General features: G+C 63.9%; 14 protein-coding genes. 5 read left to right on the forward strand and 9 right to left on the reverse strand.

Going from position 1 to position 15,673, the window contains the following annotated elements; translation table 11 throughout:
* The first annotated feature begins 26 nt into the window (after positions 1-26).
* The 4 genes from BXY53_RS08570 (at position 27) to BXY53_RS08585 (ending at position 4,243) form a co-directional block, all read left to right on the forward strand.
* Entirely contained in the window at positions 27-1,154 is a 1,128-nt protein-coding gene (locus tag BXY53_RS08570; protein ID WP_210209177.1) for a M15 family metallopeptidase, read from the forward strand.
* A 24-nt stretch (positions 1,155-1,178) separates the two neighbouring features.
* Entirely contained in the window at positions 1,179-1,922 is a 744-nt protein-coding gene (locus tag BXY53_RS08575; RefSeq protein WP_119061412.1) for a sulfite exporter TauE/SafE family protein, read from the forward strand.
* 214 nt (positions 1,923-2,136) lie between these two features.
* Positions 2,137-2,535, forward strand: coding sequence for a universal stress protein (locus tag BXY53_RS08580; protein WP_280985262.1), 399 nt, complete (start codon positions 2,137-2,139; stop codon positions 2,533-2,535).
* Positions 2,536-2,596: 61 nt separating this feature from the next.
* Complete coding sequence (locus BXY53_RS08585) at positions 2,597-4,243, forward strand: BCCT family transporter (protein ID WP_119061414.1); 1,647 nt, start codon at positions 2,597-2,599, stop codon at positions 4,241-4,243.
* A gap of 105 nt (positions 4,244-4,348) precedes the next feature.
* Here the strand turns inward: BXY53_RS08585 and ptsN are convergent, their stop codons facing one another.
* From ptsN to bcp, 9 genes are all read right to left on the reverse strand, one after another.
* The gene (gene ptsN / locus BXY53_RS08590) at positions 4,349-4,813 is read right to left on the reverse strand and encodes a PTS IIA-like nitrogen regulatory protein PtsN (RefSeq protein WP_119061843.1); all 465 of its coding nucleotides are present in this window, start codon (positions 4,811-4,813) and stop codon (positions 4,349-4,351) included.
* Between the two features lie 417 nt (positions 4,814-5,230).
* On the reverse strand, positions 5,231-6,622 hold the full coding sequence (rpoN, locus tag BXY53_RS08595) for an RNA polymerase factor sigma-54 (RefSeq protein ID WP_119061415.1): 1,392 nt from the start codon (positions 6,620-6,622) through the stop codon (positions 5,231-5,233).
* A 38-nt stretch (positions 6,623-6,660) separates the two neighbouring features.
* A complete protein-coding gene (lptB, locus tag BXY53_RS08600; protein WP_119061416.1) occupies positions 6,661-7,494 on the reverse strand; it encodes an LPS export ABC transporter ATP-binding protein in 834 nt (277 codons plus the stop codon).
* A 106-nt stretch (positions 7,495-7,600) separates the two neighbouring features.
* On the reverse strand, positions 7,601-8,203 hold the full coding sequence (gene lptA, locus BXY53_RS08605; protein WP_119061417.1) for a lipopolysaccharide transport periplasmic protein LptA: 603 nt from the start codon (positions 8,201-8,203) through the stop codon (positions 7,601-7,603).
* Positions 8,200-8,883, reverse strand: coding sequence for an LPS export ABC transporter periplasmic protein LptC (lptC, locus tag BXY53_RS08610; protein WP_119061418.1), 684 nt, complete (start codon positions 8,881-8,883; stop codon positions 8,200-8,202). The genes lptA and lptC overlap by 4 nt, the downstream gene beginning before the upstream one ends.
* Before the next feature lie 101 nt (positions 8,884-8,984).
* Positions 8,985-9,599, reverse strand: coding sequence for a ribonuclease D (locus tag BXY53_RS08615; RefSeq protein WP_119061419.1), 615 nt, complete (start codon positions 9,597-9,599; stop codon positions 8,985-8,987).
* A 158-nt stretch (positions 9,600-9,757) separates the two neighbouring features.
* Positions 9,758-10,336, reverse strand: coding sequence for a tetratricopeptide repeat protein (locus tag BXY53_RS08620; protein ID WP_119061420.1), 579 nt, complete (start codon positions 10,334-10,336; stop codon positions 9,758-9,760).
* A 131-nt stretch (positions 10,337-10,467) separates the two neighbouring features.
* Entirely contained in the window at positions 10,468-10,971 is a 504-nt protein-coding gene (locus BXY53_RS08625; RefSeq protein WP_119061421.1) for a bactofilin family protein, read from the reverse strand.
* Positions 10,972-11,325: 354 nt separating this feature from the next.
* The gene (gene bcp / locus BXY53_RS08630; RefSeq protein WP_119061422.1) at positions 11,326-11,793 is read right to left on the reverse strand and encodes a thioredoxin-dependent thiol peroxidase; all 468 of its coding nucleotides are present in this window, start codon (positions 11,791-11,793) and stop codon (positions 11,326-11,328) included.
* Between the two features lie 176 nt (positions 11,794-11,969).
* Between bcp and BXY53_RS08635 the strand changes: the two genes are divergently transcribed.
* Positions 11,970-15,632: a YhdP family protein gene (locus BXY53_RS08635; RefSeq protein ID WP_119061423.1), complete on the forward strand. Its 3,663-nt coding sequence runs from the start codon at positions 11,970-11,972 to the stop codon at positions 15,630-15,632.
* Positions 15,633-15,673 lie beyond the last annotated feature (41 nt).

The raw sequence follows: 15,673 nt of genomic DNA on the forward strand, positions 1-15,673 counted from the left end.
GACTGCAGCACAATCAAGGCAAGCTTGTGAAAATCAGGACGTTGGCATCGGGGCTTACCCATCTGCTGTTCATAGCGCTGATCGCGCTGGCGGCGGCGAAATCCGCGCAGGACTCGGGACGCCCCGAGGCAGAGCCCGGAGCACACCAGCCGGTGCGCGCGGCGGAAGCCAGACTGGCCGAGCAGACGGGAAACATGGTCGATGCCGGCCAGAGCAGGACCTTGCCGGCGTCCGCGGACGCCGAAGTCGAACGGGCAGCCGAGGCCCCGGCGGACGACGAAGCAGCGCAAACCGTCGCGCCGGAGGAACCCGCGCCGAGAGCGAAGCGGGAGCAGACAGAGCCCGCGGCCAAACCGCTTAGCCGCAACGAACGTCTTATGCGCCGGCTGGTGTCCGCTTATCCCGCCTTCCTCGCCGGCTACGAGGACAACGCCATCATCTGGCACGACGGCACACGGATGCCGTTCGACGACGGGCGGGAAAAGACCTTCAAGCAGCGCCTGACCGATCCGGACCTCGAAGACCAGTTCTACGCCGAATATCCGCGCGGCCTGCGCGGTGTGCCGCCGCTCGAAAATGTCGATCCGGGCCGCGTGCGCTACGAGCCGTTCTTCGAGAAGATGTACGGCAACTGCAAGGATGACCGGCGGGCGGTCAGCGCGCGGCTGAAGGAGGTTGTCTGGCTGCCGGAGAACTACGGCAAGACGCTGCGCGTGACCAAGGTGAACGGCGTTGCCGACGCGCTGCAGAAGGTTTCCAACAAGCTGGACAAGCTGCCACAGCGTTTCATGAAATACCTGCGCCCCAGTGCCGGCACCTATCATTGCCGCACCATCGCCGGGACCGAGCGTTTCAGCGTCCACGCCTTCGGCGCTGCCGTGGATATCAACGCGAAATACGGCGACTACTGGCGCTGGAGCGGCGCCGAGCCAGGCGAGACTCTGGTCTACCGTAATCGCATCCCCTGGGAAATCGTCGAGATCTTCGAGCAGCACGGCTTCATCTGGGGCGGGAAGTGGTATCATTACGACACGCTGCATTTCGAGTACCGGCCGGAATTGCTGAACGGCCCAGCGCCAGAGCCTGTGTCCGCGCCAGCGCCAGCGCCCCTCCCGGCGAAACGCCCGGTGCCGGAACAGCGCGCCGCGCGCTGATCTCCGGCAAGCGACGGCGACAAGATGTATGACCCCGCCGAACTCGCCCTGATCGCCGCGGCCTTTTTGATCGCCGGAACCGTGAAGGGTGTCGTCGGCATGGGGATGCCCTCGGTCAGCGTTGCCCTTCTGACCGCGACGCTAGGGCTGACCAACGGCCTCGCACTCATGGTCATCCCGACGTGTATAACGAATGTCTGGCAGACGGCCTACAGCCCCAACCTGCGCGCTGCACTGCGCCGGCACTGGCTGTTCCTGAGCACGGCAGTCGTGATGGTGATCCCTGGCGCGACGGCGCTGACCTTCGTCGATGTCGAGCTGCTGTCCGGGGTGCTGGGGGTGGTGCTGATCCTCTACGCCATAGCGAGCCTGGCGCATTTCCGGCTGGAGATACCGCCGAGGCACGAGACCTGGGCCGGCGCACTGTCAGGCGCCGCGACCGGCGCGATTACCGGCATGACCGGGTCGAGCATCGTGCCCGGCGTTATCTTCCTGCAGTCGCTCGGCCTGCCACGCGCTGAACTCGTGCCGGCCATGGGCATGCTGTTTGGCGCCTGCGCGATCATGCTCGCGCTCACGCTCGGCCAGATCGGCATCGTCACGCGGGAGACGCTGGTAATATCCACCGCCGCGCTCATCCCCGCCCTTATCGGGATGGAAATCGGCCAACGCCTCGCCAAGCGCCTGTCCGAGTCACTGTTTCGCCGCGTGCTGTTCTACGCGCTGATGCTGCTGGGGCTTTACATCATCCTGCGCGCCGTGCTGTGATTCGCGCTCCACGATGGATACCCGATTCTTCAAACGGGATATTGCTTAAAATCTCAGAAGGATAATGGGTCTGGCTTGCGCGAATATGTCATGCTAGCCTGCCTTCGTGCGATGATTAAGCACAAGTCTCGCGTCAGGATACGAGCCCGCTTCAGCGGCCTCTCCGGGAAACTCAGGGCGACGAAACAAGGAGGCTCCTTTGTATAAACAAATAATGGTTCCCGTAGATCTGACACATGTTGAACATTTGCAAAAAGCTTTGCAGACCGCGGCTGATCTCGCGAAGCATTACGGCAGTCCGGTCACTTACGTCGGCGTGACGCCGGAAACACCCAGCCCGGTCGCGCATAATCCATCCGAATATGCGCAAAAACTTGAAGCTTTCGCGCAGGACCAGGCCAGCAAGCATGGCCACGAGGCCTCCTCGAAAGCTTACACAAGCACCGACCCGGCCATCGACATCAACGATACGCTGCTCAAGGCGGTCCACGAGACGCGGGCAGATCTTGTCGTCATGCAATCGCATATTCCCAACGTGACCGACTACATCTGGCCGTCGCATGGCGGCTCGGTGGCATCACACTCTGATGTCTCGGTTTTCCTGGTCCGCTAGGAAATATTTCTCTGGCAAAGCTAAGAAAGCCTGAAAGAAAAAGCAGAACAGGGGAAGAGCATTGACTACTGACACTGACGTCGAAGCCGTCCCAAGTCCCGAAGGGCCGGCCGATATCATCGAGACCGATTATCAGATCGGTCAGGATAACATCACACCGAAAATCGGCCCTTTCGGCCTGGATATCCACAATCCGGTGTTCCTGGTTTCGGGCCTGGTGGTGATTGCCTTTGTGCTGCTCACCATCATCTTCCAGGACAGCGCTGGCCCCGCATTTGACGGAATGCGGAAGTTCCTGACTTCGAACCTCGACTGGTTCTTCCTGTCCGCGGGCAACATTTTCGTGCTCGTCTGCATCGCATGCATTGTCCTGCCGATCGGCAGCGTCCGCCTCGGCGGCCGCGATGCCACGCCAGACTACAGTTATCTCGGCTGGTTCTCCATGCTGTTCGCAGCGGGGATGGGCATCGGTCTGATGTTCTTCGGCGTCAGCGAGCCAATATCGCATTACAGCTCGTCCGTCGCCGAAGGCGCGGGAAGCCCGGATAGCTGGGCGCCGCTTGCCGGTGCTGCTGGCGATCCCGACGAGGCGAGACGGCTCGGCATGGCCGCGACGATCTTCCACTGGGGTCTGCACCCGTGGGCGGTCTATGCGATCGTGGCGCTCGGCTTGGCGCTGTTCTCCTTCAACAAGGGGCTGCCGCTTACCATCCGCTCGCTATTCTACCCGATCTTCGGCGAGCGAGTCTGGGGCTGGCCCGGCCACGTCATCGACATCCTGGCCGTTTTCGCCACGCTCTTCGGCCTTGCCACATCGCTGGGTCTGGGTGCGCAGCAGGCGAACGCCGGTCTGGATTTCGTCTTCGGGGTGCCAAACACGGTCGATGTCCAGGTCATCCTGATCATCGCCATCACGGCTGTGGCTCTGATCTCGGTGCTGCGGGGTCTTGACGGCGGCGTGAAGGTGCTGTCCGAGATCAACATGGTTGTGGCGGCCGCGCTGCTCCTCTTCGTGATGTTCGCCGGCGGCATCATGTCCGTGTTGAGCGGATTCGTGAGCAACCTTGTCGCTTACGGCGAGGAGTTGATCCCGCTGTCCAGTCCGGTTGGCCGCGATGACGATAACTTCCGTCAGGGCTGGACCTCGTTCTACTGGGCCTGGTGGATTTCCTGGTCACCGTTTGTTGGCATGTTCATCGCCCGCGTGAGCCGCGGCCGCACGGTGCGCGAGTTCATGATCGCCGTGCTGCTTGTCCCGACGATCGTGTCGGTCCTGTGGATGACTGCGTTCGGGGGAACCGCCATCTCCCTGATCGAAGAAGCCGGCATGACCCAGATCGCCGACGCGGCGCTCGAGCTCAAGCTGTTCGAGATGCTCAGCGGCCTGCCGCTGGCGGCGATCACCTCGTTTATCGGCGTGGTCCTGGTCATCGTATTCTTCGTGACCTCCTCGGACTCCGGTTCGCTGGTCATCGACACCATCACGGCCGGCGGCAAGGTCAACGCCCCGGTCTCCCAGCGTGTGTTCTGGTGCACCTTCGAGGGACTGGTGGCGATCGCCCTTCTGCTGGGCGGCGGCCTCGGCGCACTGCAGGCGGCCGCGGTTTCGACCGGCTTCCCCTTCGCGGTGATCCTGCTGCTGGCGTGCTACGCCCTGTTCAAGGGGCTGTATTCCGAGCCGCGAGGCAAGGCTGCCGCGGCGGCATAAGAAGCGAAGGCCCGCCGCCAATCCGCGGCGGGCCTCAGTTGGCCAATAGAAAAGGCGGCCTTTCGGGCCGCCTTTTGCGTGTTCAGACTTGATGCGGTGCCGGGCTCAGGCCGCGTGCGAAGCAATCGGCTCCGTCAGTAACGCATAAAGCGTGTCTCGATCGTTGGAGGCGCGCAGCTTCTGCGCCACGTTCGCCTTGCTCAGCAGCCGCGAAATCCGCGACAGCGCGTTCAGATGATCCGCGCCCGCGCGCTCCGGCGCCAGCAGCAGAAACACCAAATCCACCGGCTTCTCGTCAATCGCCTCGAATTCGACCGGCTTCTGCAGCCGCGCGAACAGGACCGTCACGCGCTCAAGCCCGGGCACCATGCCATGCGGAATCGCAATCCCGTTGCCCGTAGCGGTCGAGCCAAGGCGCTCACGCTGAAGCAGGGTGTCGAAGATGTCTCTCTGCGCCAGGCCCGTCATTGCCGCAGCTTTCTTCGACAGCTCCTGCAGCACCTGCTTCTTGCTGTTGGCCTTGAGAGCCGGAATGATGCCTTCGGACGAGATCAGATCGCTGAGATCCATGGTCATTCCCTTCGGTTGTCCCTCGACTTGGACCTGGCGCCGAACATGACGTGTACAAGGCGGGCCTGATGCATTCTGCGGCCGGCCCGACGGGCCGCGATGGCGCCCCGTGCGCATCTTTCGTCGCGCCACGCCGTCACCGCCGGCATGCGTGTTCCGGCTACGGCACAGCTCGTTCTATTCTAGCGCCGCTCCCACACTGCGTCACGTCTCGGGGCAGTCTTGACCCGGCGCGGTCGGCCTTGGCCGAGGTCCCTTTGGCGCGCATCGGGCTGAACGGAGCGCCGGTCCAGAGGCGCCCCAGTCGATGAATGCGCGGACGGTAGACAAGGCCCCCGCGGAAGTCAATTCTGCTGATCTCACACTTTGTTGCTGATGAGTTGGCGTGCAATATGTCGCAGGGGATAATTTTTCGTCCTAGCCCGACTGCATCAATTCGAGCTTCTTGGCGCGCCGGCGCTCGCGCGAGGACGGGATCCGCATGAGATCGCGGTATTTGGCCACCGTGCGCCGTGCGATGTCGATCCCTGAGGCCTTCAGCGCCTCGACGATCTGGTCATCCGAGAGAACCGAATCAGGTGTCTCAGCATCCACAAGTTGTTTGATACGATGGCGCACGGCCTCCGAGGAATGGGCGGAGGCACCGTCGGCCGCCGCGACGGCGGAGGTGAAGAAATAGCGGAACTCAAAGAGACCGCGCGGCGTCGCCATGTACTTATGCGCGCTGGCACGGCTGACGGTCGATTCGTGCATGTCGATCTCGGCGGCCACGTCCCGTAGCGTCATTGGCTGGAGATGCTCGGCGCCGTGGCGCAGAAAGCCGTCCTGCCGGCGCACGATCTCCTCGGCCACCTTCAGGATCGTTCGGGCGCGCTGATCCAGACTCCTGACCAGCCAGTTCGCCGCGTTCAGGCAATCTCCGAGGAAGGCTCGGTCATCATGGCTCGCCTGGGCCCGCACGGTGGCGAAATAGGCGCGGTCTACCAACAGGCGTGGCAGGGTTTGCCCGTTCAGTTCGACATGCCAGTTCCCGTCGGGCCGGGCGCGCACGACCACATCCGGCGTGATCTGCGCCACCGGCGCCCCGCCGAAGCACAGGCCCGGCTTTGGGTTCAGTCGCCGAATCTCGGCGATCATGTCCCGCACATCCTCGATATCAGCTTCGCACAGCCGCGCCAGCTTGGGGAGATCCTGCGCAGCGATCAGGTCGAGATGGCGCAGCAGCGTGGCGATCATCGGATCGAGCCGGCCCTGTTCGCGCAACTGGATTTCCAGGCATTCGGGCAAACCCCGCGCGCCCACCCCCGCCGGGTCGAAGGATTGCAGCAGGGTCAGCACGCGCTCCACGTCCTCCGGCGCGACATTCAGCCGCTCGGCCAATTGGCCGGTATCGCCACGGAGATAGCCGGCCTCGTCGATCATGTCGATCAGGTTGAGCCCGATCATCCGCTCCTTGGGGCTCGGCGCGGCAAGGCTTAGCTGTTCTTCCAGATGTGCGCGCAGGCTCGGCCCCTCGGGCGGCGCGAAATCGCCGGGCGGCGGCTCGCCGGATGCGCCCGCCTGGGGTGTCGAGAGGCTCGCCCCCCCTTCAGGAAACGGCGCCTGCTCCAGGCTGAAGTCCGCCTCGCTCACCGTGCTCTCGCCCGCTTCGGCCTCCTCCGCGCGCTGCAGAAGCGGGTTCTCCGCCAGTTCCCGATCGATGACAGAGGCCAGTTCGAGGTTGGAGAGTTGCAGCAGCTTGATCGACTGCTGCAACTGCGGCGTCATGACGAGCGATTGGCTGGGCTTCAGCTCCAATCTGAGCGCCATCGCAGGCTTACTCCTTGCACGCGATACGGAACGGTGGGCTAAAGCGAGAACTGGTCGCCGAGATACACGCGGCGGACTTCATCGTTCGCTATGATCTCGTCGGGCGTGCCCTCGATCAAGACCCGACCTTCGTAAATGATATAAGCCCGGTCAATCAGCTCCAAAGTCTCACGAACGTTGTGGTCGGTGATCAGTACGCCGATGCCACGATCCTTCAGGTGGTGAACGAGATTGCGAATGTCACCGATGGCGATCGGGTCGATCCCCGCAAAAGGCTCGTCGAGCAGCATGTAGGATGGCCGGCTCGCCAACGCCCGGGCGATCTCGACCCGGCGGCGCTCGCCACCGGAAAGCGCAATGGCCGGGGACTTGCGCAGCCGCGTGATCCGGAACTCCTCAAGCAGCGCGTCCAGTTGATGCTTGCGCTCCTTGCGGTTCGGCTCGACGATCTCCAGCACCGCGCGGATGTTCTCCTCGACCGTCAGGCCGCGAAAGATGGACGCCTCCTGCGGCAGATAGCCGATGCCCAGCCGCGCCCGGCGATACATCGGCAGGCGTGTGACGTCGTGTGCGTCGATGACGATGCGCCCGGTATCGGCCGGGATCAGCCCGGTGATCATGTAGAAGATCGTTGTCTTGCCCGCCCCGTTCGGCCCGAGCAGGCCAACCGCCTCACCGCGCTGGATGTGCAGGCTCGCGCCGCCGACGACCTGTCGGCTCTTGAAGCTTTTGGTGAGGTTCTCGGCCTCAAGCGTCCCTGTCGCCTCGTCCAACGCGCGGGGGTGCGGAACCGGCTGCACGGCCTGCTGCGGCGCGCGGCGGGAGCGTTGCGGCTGGGGCGCGGGCTGTCGGCGCCGTTCGGTAATGGCCATGGGCGGTCGTCGTTCGCGTCCCGGATCAAAACGGTTAGAAAAGCGTAAAGGAGCCTAACACAATCCGTCGTTGCAGTGGTCCGAAATTTGCTTGCCCCAGCGCCAGTCAGTCCTGTCGCGGCTGGAACAGCCCGCGGATACGCTGCTTGCCCGACTCGTTCTTGACCTCGAAACGGCTCTTGCCGCTTTTCAGGTCGATCACCAGCCGATCGCCGCGCAGCACGTTCTCGCCCTGAGAGAGCACGACGTTACCCCCGATGGTGACCACCTGTTCTTCCACATCGAAATTGGCCCATTCGCTCGTCGCGGTCTGGTCGTCCTTGGTGGTGACAAGAACCTTGCCCTTGGCCTCGATCCGCCGGATGCTGGCGTTCCTGCCGCCCGTGCTCGCCGTCGCGACGTCACCGCTTGGCTGGCCCGTGTAGTGAACGGCCAGTTCCTTCGCCTTCAGCGAGAAACCACCCTGACGTGCTACCACGTTGCCCTTGAACACGGCCTGCTTCTGCTTGTCATCGACTTCAAGCAGATCGGCCTCAATGTCGATCGGCTCGTCGGTGCTGGTTTGATAGGCTTGGAAGCTGCTGCCGATGCTCTGCGCCAGCGCGGGCGCCACGGCGACGCTTGCGAACAGGCCGAGTACGACGAAGGCCGCCGCCATCCAAACCTGCCGCAGGCGCGGCTGGCGAAGCGATGCTGTCTTCCGTTTCATTGTGTGTCCGTTTCCCTCCGTGGCTCCAGCCGGACCTTCACATCTCCCGAAAACACGACGCGCGCCTTGCCCGTGTTCAATCGGACGCCATCTGCCGTAATCCGGCTGCCGCGGAACTGCATCGAAACCGGCTCGTCCGAGACAATCAACTGATCAGCAAAATGAACGGTCGCCGAACGCAGCTTGACCGATAACCCGGCGCGCCCTTCGATCGAAACGCCGTCCTGAAAGGTAAGACGCTGGGCTTCGGTGTCGAACAGACCGCTCAGCGCCTGCAGGCGAGTGGTATCGCCATCCGGTGACACCAGCGAGCCCGTAATCGCATCCAGGAGGACTTTTTGCGGCGTATCCACATTCTGCATCGCCGTGTCCGCACGGATTTCGTAGCGGCCATAGTCGGGATGCATGCCCGAGAGCTTCGGATTGACCATTTTCAGGTTGCCCGACTCAACCGACACGCCCTCCAGTGATGCTGTCGCACCGTCGATCTCGATGGCCAGGCGCGTAGGGATGAAATACAGGCTGACCATCCCGAGCGCGGCCAGCGGCAACAGCACCTTGAGCGTCTTGACCGCGATGGAATGCCGCCGTGCCGCACGAAAGGCCCGAGCCCGCTCTTCGGTCGAGAGTTGGACGACAAAGCCGCGCGACTGGCCGGCGTGATCGGCATCAACTGACATGCGCCCCTCGATTGAGCCCGGTGGCAAACCGCCATCGCTCGGATCGCAGACAACGCGAGGAATATGTTGACAGTTGGACGACTAAACGCCTGCGCGCGGCCTCATGAATGGCTGAAAATGTCGCGGTCTGCCCACCCCATCAGGTCCAGCCGCGCCCGGGTTGGCAAGAAGTCGAAGCACGCCCGAGCGATCTCGGCGCGCCCCTCCCGTTCGAGAAGCGCGTCGAGCTTGTCCTTGAGCTGGTGGAGATAGAGCACATCGGAAGCCGCGTAGGCTTTCTGCTCATCGCTCAAGGAGTCCGCGCCCCAGTCAGAAATCTGCTGCTGCTTGGAGATTTCCACGCCGATGAGTTCGCGGCAGAGGTCCTTCAGCCCGTGGCGGTCGGTGTAGGTGCGGGTCAGGCGCGAGGCGATCTTTGTGCAATAGACCGGCGCGGCGAAAACGCCGAGGTAATGCCCCATCACCGCGATGTCGAAGCGCCCATAATGGAAGAGCTTGAGCACCCCCGGGTCGGCCAGCAGGCGGCAAAGATTGGGGGCCGCGTAGACGCCCGGCGCAAAACGGACCAAATGCGCGGTACCGTCGCCGGCGGAAAGCTGCGCGAGGCAGAGCCGGTCACGGCGCGGCTCAAGGCCCATGGTCTCGGTGTCGACGGCGACGCTTCTGCCGAGGTCAAGTCCATCGGGAAGGTCGCGCTCGTGAAAATAGATCGTCATAAGCGAGGTTGAGCGGCGTGGCCCGTGCGCAGGATCAGTAGTGGGGCCAACATGGTATCGACCCCTAAGTCCGCGCGAGCATGGGCGATCCGGCGCGCGAAATCAAGCAGGCACGCTGTTCGACCTCGCGCCCTCCACCGGAAAAACCACGCCCCACCTCAGATGGGATCGCCCGGCTCCTCCACCAGGAAGCGGCGCTCGGCCAGGTAAGGATGGATCTCGACGGCCCGACGGAGTACCTTCTGGCCCAGCTTCACCCGCCCCTGCCGCAACAGGATGATCGCCTTGCCGGAGAGCGCGCCGAAATGCTTCGGCTCCAGCTCCAGCACCTTGTCGATCATCGCCAGCGACCGGTCGAGTCGGCCCATCTCGAAAAGGACAATGGCCTTCTGGTTCCAGCCTTCCGCATAGTTGGGCAAACGCTTCGTCAGGTCGTCGGCGATTTCGAGCGCGCGATCCAGTTCCCGCCAGCGGCGGTAGCGGAAAATCTGCCGGATCTGCTCGCCGGCGCGCTCGTCAGGGCCTTCGGTCCACAAAGCCCAGATGCGATCATTGAGCCGCTGGGCTTCGGCCGGCGTCTGCGCGTGTTTGAGCTGACGGTACAGCCGCTCCAGCTTCTCACGGTCATAAACCGACTGGGTTTCGGCGGCCGGCTCAGCCAACACCTGCCACGAGACACCTCCGCCGGGCACCGCCAGGCAGAGGGCTACACCAATCGCGAACAGACACTTGTTCATGCCCGCAAGGATAACACAACGGGCCGGCTGCCGCGACCGTCAGGCCGCAGTGGCTTTTGCTGGCTGAAAGAAAAGCGTAGCGCGCGGCCGGGGCTCATGTTCCGGCCCCGCCACGCAATTGGTCAGTGGTATCAGGTCTGTGGCGTTTCCAGCTTCGGCGCGGTCGCAATCGGGTCTTCAGCGCGGCGCGACTTGCCCTCGAAGAAGGCGCCCTGCTCGATCGCCAGAGCCTTGTGGAAGACGTCGCCCTCGACATGCGAACTGGCCTGCATGGTCACGCGCACGCCGCGAATCGAGCCCATGACTCGGCCGCGGACAACGACATCCTCGGCAACGATCCCGCCGGTGATCTCCGCCTTTTCGCCGACTATCAGCGAGCCGCAATGCACGTCACCTTCGATCTGGCCATCGACCTGCACCTCGCCCTTCGAGATAACGTTGCCGGTAATCGCGAGATCCTCGCCGATGATCGACGGGGCCACACGGTCGCCCTTCTGTCCCTGGGCACGGGTCGGTGCCGGCGCGCCCTGCGGTCCGGCCATCGGCGCGTTCGGCGGAGCCGAGGGCGCCGGCGACGGGCTCGATGCAGCTTTGCTCGTGGTCTTCAGGATCGGCTTCTGTTCAGAGTTACTCATGGCGCTCTCTGCTTTCGTTACTCTTGAGACCTCGTCACTCGCACATAGCGTTATCGGGCAGACGCCCGCGAGACAGACCGGCGTCCCGACACCCCGCCAGAGCCCGCCACCCTTCTCGCTTCATGCGCCAGGGAACGGCGAGACAATCGTCATGCGCGGTTACGTGCCCCCAATGACCCGTGCCCCCGCCACGGTCGGCCCTTTGTCCGCCTCGTCGATAACGGGCGCACCTTAGCGAGAACCGCCGCGCCTGTCATGGGTTAACTTGGATCAACCGATGCAATTTTTTTACGATTTTTCGCAGGTGTTGCGAAACAATCTGACGTTGAGGGCGCGCCGGTTTTTCCCGTTTTCTTATAAAGACTTGACCGCTTCCAGCACGGCCTCGGCATGGCCGGGCACCTTCACCTTGCGCCAGGTCTTGGCAATCTTGCCGTCCTTGTCGATCAGGAAGGTCGAGCGCTCCACGCCCATGTACGTCTTGCCGTACATCTTCTTCTCGACCCAGACCCCATACGCCTGAATTGCCTGCTTCTCCTCATCCGAGGCGAGCGTCACGGTCAGATCGTGCTTGGCCTTGAACTTGTCGTGGGATTTCACCGGATCCGGCGAAACGCCGACGATCTCCGCTCCCGCCGCAGCAAACTCGTCGGCCAGAGCGCTGAAATTCACTGCCTCTTTCGTGCAGCCCGACGTGTCGTCCTTGGGATAGAAGTAGAGGACCACCGGCTTGCCCTTGAGTTCCTCGAGACTGACCGTTCCGCCGCCATCCCGAGGCAGTTCGAAACCGGGGGCAACATCACCTTCAGAGACCATCGCCATGCCTTCCTTTTGACGTTTTTTGCCCTTGAAACAAATTGACAACTTTCGTGATGAAAGCTGCCGGATTGTCAAAGCCTATTCGGCGCGCCGGCGCAAGCGTCGAGCGGCCGGCAGCGACAGTTTGTTCCCGCGCGCGGGCGTAGCGGGGTCAAGTCCGTCACCACCTTGGAAGCACGATGAACGACGAGCACAGGCAAGGGCGGTTCCGGCAGGCGATGAGCGTGTGCAAGGACTTGGCCGCCCCGGCCGGACGTCATCTTGCCCGCATCGACGCGAAAACCCGCGCACTTGTGCTGCGCGTGCCGGAGCCCGCGCGGATGCGCATCGGGAAGGCATGCAAACGTTGCGGTCGCCTGTCGCTGGAAGTCGTCACCGGCCTCATCGTGGTGGGCGCGGTCGCGCTGGCGCTGGTCTACGGCCGGCTCAGCCAGGGGCCGGTGTCGATGGCCTTTCTCGTCGAGCCGGTGGAAAAATCCGTCAACGGCCAGCTCCGGGGACCGAGCATCGACATCGGCGACGCGGTCATGCGGCTGTCGGAAGGCGGCGGGATTGAGTTTCGGCTCAAGACCGTGCGCCTCTATGACCAGAGCGGCGTGGTCGTGGCCGAAGCGCCCTTCGCTTCGGTTGGACTGAGCGCACGGGCGCTGCTGACGGGTCGGCTGGCGGCCGGCAGCGTCGACCTGATCGGCCCGCGCGTCCTCCTGCATGTGGACGAAAACAACGGCATTGCATTGACGGTCGATGCGCAGTCCGGCGTTGCCCCGCCGGCCCTGAAAGCACCGGCAACCGTGACAACCTCCTCCGGCGACGCTGCGGCAGAGAACAAGCGCACGATCGCGCTGGTCCCAGCCGTCAACCAGCTCTTCAATGATCTCGGCGCGGGCGAGGACAGCTCGTCGTATCTCAGCAGCTTTGGCATCCGTGATGCGGAATTTTTTGTTGCGCGGGCCGAGCGCGTCACGCGCTGGCAGGTGCGCGCTTTCGAGGTTGATCTGGAACGGCGCGACCGCCAGAGCGTGCTGACAGGCCGCGCCAGCGTCGGAACCAGCGCTCGGGCCTGGGACATGACCTTCGAAGTCGCCCGGCTCGACGGCTACGACAAGCTGTCGTTCGGCCTCAACGTGGAAAACCTTGTTCCCCGCGAGCTTGGAACCGAATTCGCCATGCTCTCCCCGCTGCGCAGCCTCGATGTGCCCGTAACCGCCAGCGTCAGCGCGGAAATGGCCGGCGACGGGCGGGTCACGGCTGCCGACGGCGAGTTCGTGCTCGGCGAGGGGCTGATCTATGCACCATGGAACGAGAAGGAGCCAGCGGCTATCGACAGCGGCACGCTTCGCTTCACCTACTCCGAGGAGGCCGGGCGCTTTCAGCTCCAGCCGTCGACATTGCGCTGGGGCCAGAGCCGCATGACGCTGGTGGGAGATATTGCCGCCACACCACGTTCCGAGAACGACTCCGCGCGCGACTGGACCTATCGTTTCAGGACCAGTCAGATCGCGCTTGCCGCCGAGCAGTTCGGCCTCCCGGCCATTCCCGTGGATGGTATCCTCGCAAACGGCCAGATCATCGACGGCGGGGACCGGATCACCCTTGAACGCTTCCGCGTCCAGGCCGCCGACGCCTTCATAGACCTGAGCGGTCAGATCACGGATGCACCCGGCTCGCCAGCGGTGCGGCTTGCCGGTGAAATCAGCGCGATGCCGGTGGCGTTCCTCAAGCTGATCTGGCCGAAGTTCGTCGCGCCAGGGGCGCGTGAATGGATCGGAGAATCGATCAGCGGCGGCCGCATCACCGGTGGCCAGGTCGATGTGGATATCCCCGGCGGTGTCCTGCACACTTTGGAAGGCGACGGCGACCTGCCCGCCGAAAGCGTCGATGTGCGCTTTGGCACCGATGACCTGGTCATCTCCTACATTGACGGAATGCCGGAAATCCGCACCGGACCGGGCACCGCCATGCTGCGTGGCCGGCGCTTCGTGTTCAACGTGCCGGACAGCGCGATCGCCCTGCCCGATCGGTCGCCCGTGGTCCTGGAGAACGCGCAATTCGTCATCGGTGACCTGCGACCCCGAGTTCCGGAGGCGGAGTTGAATTTCCGGGTGTCGGCCGAGGCCGGCGCAGCCTATCGGCTTCTGAACCATGAGCCGCTGAATTATGCCGGCGCGGTCGGCCTGGAACCCAAGGGCCTGAGCGGCCGGCTGGCCGGGGCTTTCAGCCTTGACATTCCGCTGCTGAAAGACCTGGACTTCGAAGACATGGGCATCCGCGGCCGCGCGACGCTCGAAGAGCCGAGGGCCTCCGGCTTCGCGGCCGATCTCGCGGTCAACGGTGGCAAGGTCGTATTCGACGTCAACGACAAAGCGCTGAACGCCAAGGGCGACGTCCTGGTCAACGGCGTTCCCGTGGATGTCGACTGGCACCGCATCTTCAGTGCCCCAGAGCGGCTGCAGCCGGGTCTGCGCCTGCGGGCGGCGCTCGACGAGCAGGATCGGACGGAACTGGGCCTCGACGTCAATCACGTGGTGCGCGGCACCGTGCCGCTGGCCCTCACGGTCAAGCAGGAGAACGGCAAACAACGTCTGCGTGTCGAAGCCGACCTGACGAATGCGGAACTTTTCTTCATCAACGTCGCCTCCCGCAAGCCGCCGGGCGAAAGCGCCCTGCTCACCTTCGACGTCGCCGAGGATGAAACCGGCCGAACCGTCCTCGAAAATGTCCGCATGGTCGGCGACGAGATCGCCATCTCGGGCACGGTCATGATCGGCGAGGACGGTCTGCCGCGCAGCTTCGACTTCCCGACCTTCTCGCCGAACCTGCTGACCCGCATGCAGGTTTCCGGCGTGCGCGATGAGCAGAACGTTTGGCGTGTCGAGGCCACCGGTGACAGCTATGACGGGCGCGAGTTCTTCCGCTCGCTCTTTTCGAAGGGCAAGCTCGCCGAGGACCAGCCAGAGCGTCCCTCGCGCGAGTGGGGTGTGGACATCACCGCCAAGATCAGCACGGTGATCGGCTATCACGACACGTCGATCACCAACCTGACGGCGCATGTCCGCAAGGATGCCGGCCGGCTGACCAAGCTCAGCGTGAATGGCCGCCTGGCTGGCGAAGCGCCGCTTGCCGTGCGCCTGCGTCAGGAGACGGGCGAGCCGCGGTACCTGCTCGCAGAGGCAACGGATGCCGGCGCCGCGTTCCGACTTGTGGGTCTTTACTCGCGGATGGCCGGGGGCGAGATGTCGCTGCGCGTGAACCTCGACGGTCTGGGCGAAGCCGACCGTATCGGCACGCTCTACGCCTGGAATTTCAAGGTGCTCGGCGACGAAGTTGTCGATCAGGTCCTGTTCGGCAGCGACAACGGCATCGGCGTGCCGACCAACCGGCAGGGGCGCACCGTCAAGCGCCGCACCCAGATCGATTTCAACACCATGCGGATCCCGTTCTCGGTCGGAAACGGCCAGTTCATCCTGCGCGATGCCATCATCAACGGTCCGCTCCTGGGCGCGACCATGCGCGGGCGGCTCGATCTCAAGCGCGATCAGATCAAGCTTTCGGGCACCTATGTCCCGATCTACGGGCTGAACGCGGCGATCAGCTCGGTCCCCATCATTGGCGATCTTCTCACCGGGCGGACCGGCGAGGGCATCTTCGGCATGACCTATGCCGTGCGCGGCGCCATGGATGACCCCGAGGTGCTGGTCAACCCGGTTTCGGCCGTTGCGCCCGGGTTCCTGCGCCAAATCTTCGAGTTCGACCAGACTCCGCCGCGCATTCTCTCTGATGAGGAGCAGCAGTCCTCGAACACCGCCGCACGCACCGGCGGCTCGCCCTCACTGACCCGCTGACGCGGCCTCGGTTGCCAGCTGGGGGCGATCTGGTATGCTCG

The sequence above is a fragment of the Dichotomicrobium thermohalophilum genome (assembly GCF_003550175.1).
Classification (GTDB): domain Bacteria; phylum Pseudomonadota; class Alphaproteobacteria; order Rhizobiales; family Rhodomicrobiaceae; genus Dichotomicrobium; species Dichotomicrobium thermohalophilum.

Excerpts from the sequence above, each read along its gene's own strand:
- BXY53_RS08575 (WP_119061412.1), top strand. The coding sequence starts at position 1,179 with ATGTATGACCCCGCCGAACTCGCCCTGATCGCCGCGGCCTTTTTGATC.
- BXY53_RS08580 (WP_280985262.1), top strand. The coding sequence starts at position 2,137 with ATGGTTCCCGTAGATCTGACACATGTTGAACATTTGCAAAAAGCTTTG.
- ptsN (WP_119061843.1), bottom strand. The coding sequence starts at position 4,813 with ATGGATCTCAGCGATCTGATCTCGTCCGAAGGCATCATTCCGGCTCTC.
- rpoN (WP_119061415.1), bottom strand. The coding sequence starts at position 6,622 with ATGGCGCTCAGATTGGAGCTGAAGCCCAGCCAATCGCTCGTCATGACG.
- lptB (WP_119061416.1), bottom strand. The coding sequence starts at position 7,494 with ATGGCCATTACCGAACGGCGCCGACAGCCCGCGCCCCAGCCGCAACGC.
- lptA (WP_119061417.1), bottom strand. The coding sequence starts at position 8,203 with ATGAAACGGAAGACAGCATCGCTTCGCCAGCCGCGCCTGCGGCAGGTT.
- lptC (WP_119061418.1), bottom strand. The coding sequence starts at position 8,883 with ATGTCAGTTGATGCCGATCACGCCGGCCAGTCGCGCGGCTTTGTCGTC.
- BXY53_RS08615 (WP_119061419.1), bottom strand. The coding sequence starts at position 9,599 with ATGACGATCTATTTTCACGAGCGCGACCTTCCCGATGGACTTGACCTC.
- BXY53_RS08620 (WP_119061420.1), bottom strand. The coding sequence starts at position 10,336 with ATGAACAAGTGTCTGTTCGCGATTGGTGTAGCCCTCTGCCTGGCGGTG.
- BXY53_RS08625 (WP_119061421.1), bottom strand. The coding sequence starts at position 10,971 with ATGAGTAACTCTGAACAGAAGCCGATCCTGAAGACCACGAGCAAAGCT.
- bcp (WP_119061422.1), bottom strand. The coding sequence starts at position 11,793 with ATGGCGATGGTCTCTGAAGGTGATGTTGCCCCCGGTTTCGAACTGCCT.
- BXY53_RS08635 (WP_119061423.1), top strand. The coding sequence starts at position 11,970 with ATGAACGACGAGCACAGGCAAGGGCGGTTCCGGCAGGCGATGAGCGTG.